Genomic DNA, 6223 nt, shown 5'->3' on the forward strand with positions numbered 1-6223 from the left:
CCGCGACCCGTCAGCGAACACGGACAGAGGGAAGAGAGAGGAGACGTCATGGCGCTCAGGCGCCCGAAGGTGGCCGTCGTTGGTGGCGGCATCGGCGGACTGGCCGTCGCCATCGGACTGCGACGGCGGGGCCTCGAGGTGACCGTCCACGAGCAGGCCCGTGAACTGGCACACCAAGGGGCCGGCATCGCCGTCGGCGCCAACGGCCACCGGGTCCTCCGGGAGCTGGGCGTCGCCGAGCGCCTGGCAGGATCGGCGGTCGAGCCCGTACGCGCCGACTTCCGGCACTGGCGTACCGGCCGGTCCATGGTGTCCCACCCGATGGCCGACAGCTATGCGCAGCGGTTCAAGGCCCCCTTCTGGACCGTGGAACGGGCGGCACTCCAGCAGGCCCTGCTCGCCGAACTGGGCACGCGACACGTACGGCTCGGCGCGCGCACCACCGCTGTGGAGCGGACGGCCGACGGCGCCGTGATCGGCTTCGCGGACGGCACCGAGGTACGGGCCGACGCGGTCATCGGGGCCGACGGCATCCATTCCGTGGTGCGCGACTGCGTCTTCGGGCCCGACGAGGCCGTGTTCTCGGGCACCAGCGGGTACCGGGCGCTCGTGCCCATGGAACGGCTGCGCCACCTTCCCGAACTCGCCGAGTCCGTCCTGTGGTTGTGGCCCGGACCCGGCCGGCACTTCATCGCGTACCCCGTGGCGGGCGGCAAGGCGCTGAACTTCCTCGCCGTCGTGCCCGACCGCGAGTGGACGGTCGAGTCCTGGTCCACCGAGGGGGAGACCGCCCGACTGCTGGCCGCCTTCGACGGCTGGCACCCGTTCGTCACCGAGATCCTCGGGGCGAGCGAGCGCCCCGGACGGTGGGCCCTGTACGACCGCGAACCGCAGCGGACCTGGAGTTCGGGCCCGGTGACCCTGCTCGGCGACGCCGCCCACGCGATGCTGCCGCACCACGGCCAGGGCGCGAACCAGTCGCTGGAGGACGCGGTCGTGCTCGCGGACCTCCTGGGCGGCGCGGACGTCGACGGGGTGGAGACCGCCCTGCGCGCCTACGAACAGGCGCGCCGGCCGCGCACCCGGCTGCTGCAGGCGGGATCCCGCAAGAACGCCGACTGCTTCCAGCTGCCCGACGGGCCAGACGCCGAGGCGCGCAACGTACGGCTGGCCCGGCTGCCCGACGACCTCGCGTGGATCCACGGGCACGACGCCCTCGACGCCCTGCGCTCGGCCACGGCGAGCGCCTGAACCCAGGGGCCGGCCGCCCGTGCCCGGTGCCCACCCCGACGTCGGCGAACGGCGAGAAGGACCACGGTGAACCACCCCATGGCAAGGATCTACTCGTTCGAAGGACACATACCCGTCGTGCACCCCACGGCCTTCGTCCACCCCGATGCCGTGCTGATCGGTTCGGTCGACATCGGACCGGGGTGCTACGTGGGTCCCCTCGCGAGCCTGCGGGGCGACTTCGGCCACATCGAACTCAGGGAGGGCGCCAATGTGCAGGACGGATGTGTCCTGCACTGCTTCCCCGGGGCGGACACGGTCGTCGAGGAGGACGGCCACGTCGGTCACGGCAGCGTGCTGCACGGCTGCCGGGTGGGGCGGGACAGCCTCATCGGCATGAAGTCGGTGCTGATGGACGGTGTGGTCGTGGGCCGGCAGGCGTTCGTCGGCGCGGGCAGCTTCGTCAAGTCCCGTTTCCACGTGCCGGAACGGCAGCTGGTGGCGGGCAGCCCGGCCAAGGTCGTACGCGAGCTCACCGCTGAGGAGATCGCCTGGAAGGGCAACGGAACCCTCCAGTACCAGAAGCTGGCGCAGCGCTGCCTCGCCGGCCTCCACCCGGCCGAGCCCGCCACCGAGCGGCTGAGCCCTCCGCTCGCGAGCACCGTCGAGCCGGAACACGTCACCCTGCAGGACTACCGGGCCCGCTGAGACCGGGTTCATCGCGTGGCGCGACCCGGCGCCGCACCGTCGTACGTACCCGAAGGAACTTCGCTGAACGCACTCCGCGGATCCGCGTGTCCGCGGCTCTACCAGCCTGGAGGCATGACCATGAGTACTGCAGCCACCTCCCGACTCCTCGTCGGCGACCGTTTCCGCGACTTCGCCGAGGCCGTCGGCGCCGACACCTTCTCGGAGCTGTCCCGCTCACTCGACGCGGGCGACCTCGACGCCGTCGAAGGACCGATGCACGTGGTCACCGGGCAGGGCATCGGGGAGTTCGAGGTCTCCTATCTCCGTGACGCGATCACCCGTCGGCAGCTGGCCGACAGGATCCTGCTGGTGCACGCCGCGGGGCAGCCCGCCCGCCGCCAGGAGCTGCACAAGGCCCGTGAGGACAACGTCCTGGTCGCCGGTCTCTCCCAGGTCGACGACACCACGTACGAGGCGCAGCTGCGGCTGCACGACCACAACGAGCTCCTCGTCGACGTACAGGACCGCGTGCACGTGCAGGGCATGGTGGCGATCGAGGCGGCCCGGCAGATGTTCCTCGCCGTGGTCGAGCGCTACTTCACGGCGCGCTGGCCGCAGCAGCGCTACTACATCGTCCTCAACTCCATGAACACCACGTTCTCGAACTTCCTCTTCCCCGTGGGCGCCGTCCTGCGGCTCACGGTGGACGAGTCCGACCTGTCGGAGCCGAGCCGGCTCACTCTCCGTACGACGGTCGTGGTGGAGCAGGCGGGCCGGGCCGCCGCCGGAGTGACCATCGACGCGGCCGCCTTCGCCCCCGGGCTGCTGGAGGAGAAGGAGCTGCGGCGGGCCAAGAGCGCCGTGGCGAGCACCGTGGACGCGGCCCTCGAGACCGTGTGAGATGAGGCCGCCCCTACGGGACACACCGACCGACGCCACCGTGGGCCCGCAGGGGCAGTTCGCCTATCTGGGACCGGAGGGCACCTTCACCGAGCGTGCCCTCCGCGCGGTCCCGGAGGCAGCGGGCGCCCGCCTGCTGCCGGCGGCCACCGCCGCCGAGGCCCTGGCGCTCGTGCGCCGCGGAGACGTCGACGCCGCGATGCTCCCCGTCTCCAACACCGTTGCCGGACCCGTCCCGGAGACGCTGCGGGCGTTGGCGGAGGCACCTTCGCCGACCGTCCTGAGAGAGGTCGTCCTCGGCATCGAGTTCGCCCTGCTGGTACGCCCGGGCACCCGGCTGGTGCAGGTCCGCACGGTGAGCGGTCATCCCCACGCGGGAACACAGGTCCGCGGCTGGCTGAACAGCCACATACCGCAGGCACGGTGGAGGCCGGCCCGGTCCAACGCCGAGGGCGCGCGCCAGGTACGGGACGGTGAGTGCGACGCGGCGGTCGCCGGCGAGTTCACCGCCGCGCACTACGGCCTCCAGGTCGCCGTCACCGGCATACAGGACGCGTCCGACACCGCCACCCGGTTCCTGCTGTGCACGGGTTCCGACGGGCGACACACCCCTGCGGGCGCGGCTGCCACCGGTTCCCCGTCCGCCGTCCGTACGTCGCTGGTCGGGCGCCTCGCGAGCCGGCCGGAGGAGCTCGGCGGCGTACTGAACGGCCTGCGGCACCACGCCTTCCTGCGCGCCGTGACCTTGCATCTCGCGCCCGACGGCGGGAGCGGCTCGGTGCTCCTCGCCGACTGCCCGGGCGGTATGGAAAGACCCGCCACGGCCCGGGCCGTCGGGCTGCTGCGGCTGTGGGTGCCGGGGCTGCGATGCCTGGGGTCGTACGCCTCGATCCGCCGCGCCGACGGCGCCGGCCACGACGTCTCCCCCTACGAACGGAGCACGAGGATGCAAGCCAAGGCCATGCAGACCAAGACCGTGCAAGCCAAGACCACGGAAGCCAAGACCACGGAAGCCAAGACCACGGAAGCCAGTGCGGAGCGCACGCCCTCGGACATCGCCCGGCTGCGCGAACAGATCGACGCGGCGGACCGCTTCCTCATCGACACGCTGAAGCAACGGCTCGAGACATCCCGCGAGATCCAGCGGATCCGTACCGCCGGCGGCGGCCCGCCGGTGGACTCCCGGCGTGAGCGGGCGATCCGCGGTCGGTACGCCGAGGAACTCGGTGAGGGCGGAGCCGGGTTCGCGGACGCCCTGCTGGAGATGTGCCGGGGGCGGTCGCCGCGGTGACAACCTCGACGACGACACCGCGGCCCGCGTCGTCGTCCCGCCCGCGTCGCGGCCGTGAGGATGTCCTCGCGGCCGCGACGGCTCTGTTCCGCGAGCGGGGCTACGACGCGACGAGCATGAGCGACATCGCCGCTCGCCTCGGCGTCACCAAGGCGGCGCTGTACCGCCATGTGAAGAGCAAGCCGGCGCTGCTGAGGGCCGCTCTGGGACCGGTGCGAGCAGCAGTGCTGGCCCTCCTGGAGGAGAGCGCGGCGGGGGAGGGCCGGTACGTGGAGAGGCTCGCGGGTCTGCTGTGCGGGCTCTCCGACGGTGCGTCGGCCGACCCGGCCGGGCATGGCCTGTTCTGGTCGGCGGACCGGCCGACGGACGAGGACGACCGCGACCCGGTGTGCCGTGAGTCGGTGTTCCGTCGCGTGGCCGAACTCCTGGAGCGGGCCGCGGCCGAGGGCGATGTACGCGACGACCTCGAACCCCGCCTCGCCGCCCGACTGCTCCTCGGCGCCGTCGTGGGGCGTGGCGGCCTCCAGGACGGGCCCGTCACGCCGTCACGCGAGCCCGTCGACCTCCTGCTCGACGGGCTGACATGACGACATCCGCTGTGCCAGCGCGGACCGTACGGCGTCTCTGAGCCACCTGTGCACGGGCTCGGTCTCGTGCCGTGGATGCCACGCCTGACAGATGCTGACCGGAGCCGTCTCGACCGGAAGGTCGAACAGCTCGATGTCCACGGACGCCTGCGCGCTGATGGCCAGGGCGCGGGGCATCGCGGTGACGAAGTCGCTGGACGGGATGATCAGCAGGGCCTCGCCGTAGTTCGGCACGGAGGCGACGACGTGTCGGCGCACACCGTGTGCCTCCTGGAGCCCCACGTCGATCGGACCGCTCATACGGCCCTTGCGCGAGACGCTGACGTGCGCCGCGGAGGCGAACTCCGCGGCGGTCACGGTCGTGCCCGTCCGGGCGCGCAGGAGAGGATGGCCGGTTCGCGCCACCCCCACGAACCGGTCCTCGAACAGCGGCTCGATGCGCAGCTCCGGGCTGGGTTCGTCGATGATGCCGACCTCGATGTCCACGGCGCCCTCCCGCAGGGGGGCGCCGCCGTGTGTGTTCCCCACGGTGAAGGTGAAGCGGGCGTGCGGCACTTCCGTGCTCGCCCGGTTCAGCAGAGGCGGCGCCAGCACCGCCGCGTACGCCTCGTCCGCCACGATGACGAGCGTCCTGGTGACCTGGGTGAGGTCCTCCTGTCCGCATGGGGCGAGGAGGGCCGCCGCCTCCCGCATCAGGGTTCGTACCTTCGGCTGGAGTTCCCGTGCCCGCGGCGTGGGCACCAGACCGCGCCCGGCACGCACCAGGACGGGATCGCCGAGGGCGAGGCGGAGCTTGGACAGCGCACGGCTCATCGCGGGCGGAGAGAGTCCGAGGCGTTCGGCGGCTCCGGTGACGCTGCCCTCCTGCAGGAGCGCGTCCAGGGCCGGCAGCAGACGCAGGTCCAGGTGCGGCGGCCAGGGGCCGGGCAGGTCGTCGGACCCGTTTTCGGAGGGCTCAGGAATATCGATTCCGGTGTCGATCAATTCTCTTTACCGCTTTTCCGTCGGTAACTCTCCGATGTTTTGGTGGCCGAAATTCCCACCGTGCCGTTCAATCATCAATGAACATATTGCAATCTATTTACGTTTCACTGCGGTCACTGTGAAGTAACTCACGTTTAATAGCGGCTTTAACTCAGACCTATAGAATGATTTCGCAGCATGCAATCGTGGTGAGCAAGGGACCGTTGCAAGACAGGGGGGCACATGTTTCTGGGTGGCGTGCGCATCTATCAGCGGGACTCCGAACCGGTGGAGCGTGACCGGGGGGTACCGCGACCGTCGTTCACTCTCACCCCGCGCGAGTGCCAGGTGCTGAACTGCATAAAAGAGGGGCATTCGAACAGGCTGGTGGGGAGGACTCTCGGGATCTCCGAGCGCACGGTCAAGGTCCACCTGCACTCGATCTTCATCAAATTAGGTGTCGCATCCCGTACCGAGGCCGTCATCGCGGGAATCAGGAACGGAGCCATCAACCTCTACTGATCGCCGTATGCGAGTGGCTCCCGGCAGGCGTGCCGGGAGC

General features: G+C 70.8%; 7 protein-coding genes. 6 read left to right on the forward strand and 1 reads right to left on the reverse strand.

The features are described 5' to 3' along the window. The first annotated feature begins 48 nt into the window (after window positions 1-48). The 5 genes from ACFV9D_RS35730 (at window position 49) to ACFV9D_RS35750 (ending at window position 4698) form a co-directional block, all read left to right on the forward strand. Entirely contained in the window at window positions 49-1251 is a 1203-nt protein-coding gene (locus tag ACFV9D_RS35730; protein ID WP_385156062.1) for an FAD-dependent monooxygenase, read from the forward strand. Between the two features lie 78 nt (window positions 1252-1329). After that, a complete protein-coding gene (locus ACFV9D_RS35735) occupies window positions 1330-1938 on the forward strand; it encodes a transferase hexapeptide repeat family protein (RefSeq protein WP_385156065.1) in 609 nt (202 codons plus the stop codon). A 120-nt stretch (window positions 1939-2058) separates the two neighbouring features. Further along, a complete protein-coding gene (locus tag ACFV9D_RS35740) occupies window positions 2059-2820 on the forward strand; it encodes an AfsA-related hotdog domain-containing protein (RefSeq protein WP_385156069.1) in 762 nt (253 codons plus the stop codon). A 1-nt stretch (window position 2821) separates the two neighbouring features. Further along, window positions 2822-4111 (forward strand): chorismate mutase, encoded by a 1290-nt coding sequence (locus tag ACFV9D_RS35745; protein WP_385156072.1) that lies wholly within the window; start codon window positions 2822-2824, stop codon window positions 4109-4111. After that, a complete protein-coding gene (locus ACFV9D_RS35750; RefSeq protein WP_385156076.1) occupies window positions 4108-4698 on the forward strand; it encodes a TetR family transcriptional regulator in 591 nt (196 codons plus the stop codon). Before ACFV9D_RS35745 ends, ACFV9D_RS35750 begins: the two co-directional genes overlap by 4 nt. Here the strand turns inward: ACFV9D_RS35750 and ACFV9D_RS35755 are convergent. Beyond that, window positions 4657-5682: a LysR family transcriptional regulator gene (locus ACFV9D_RS35755; RefSeq protein WP_385156079.1), complete on the reverse strand. Its 1026-nt coding sequence runs from the start codon at window positions 5680-5682 to the stop codon at window positions 4657-4659. The two genes, ACFV9D_RS35750 and ACFV9D_RS35755, sit on opposite strands and share 42 nt — an antisense overlap. 237 nt (window positions 5683-5919) lie before the next feature. On the opposite strand from ACFV9D_RS35755, the gene ACFV9D_RS35760 reads away from it, so the two are divergent. Continuing rightward, the gene (locus ACFV9D_RS35760) at window positions 5920-6183 is read left to right on the forward strand and encodes a response regulator transcription factor (protein ID WP_385156082.1); all 264 of its coding nucleotides are present in this window, start codon (window positions 5920-5922) and stop codon (window positions 6181-6183) included. Window positions 6184-6223: the final 40 nt, after the last annotated feature.

The sequence above is a fragment of the Streptomyces sp. NPDC059875 genome, from assembly GCF_042731085.1.
GTDB lineage: Bacteria > Actinomycetota > Actinomycetes > Streptomycetales > Streptomycetaceae > Streptomyces.

Bases quoted from the DNA above. Each gene is read 5' to 3' on its own strand.
- ACFV9D_RS35730 (WP_385156062.1), top strand. From the start codon at position 49: ATGGCGCTCAGGCGCCCGAAGGTGGCCGTCGTTGGTGGCGGCATCGGC.
- ACFV9D_RS35735 (WP_385156065.1), top strand. From the start codon at position 1,330: ATGGCAAGGATCTACTCGTTCGAAGGACACATACCCGTCGTGCACCCC.
- ACFV9D_RS35740 (WP_385156069.1), top strand. From the start codon at position 2,059: ATGAGTACTGCAGCCACCTCCCGACTCCTCGTCGGCGACCGTTTCCGC.
- ACFV9D_RS35745 (WP_385156072.1), top strand. From the start codon at position 2,822: ATGAGGCCGCCCCTACGGGACACACCGACCGACGCCACCGTGGGCCCG.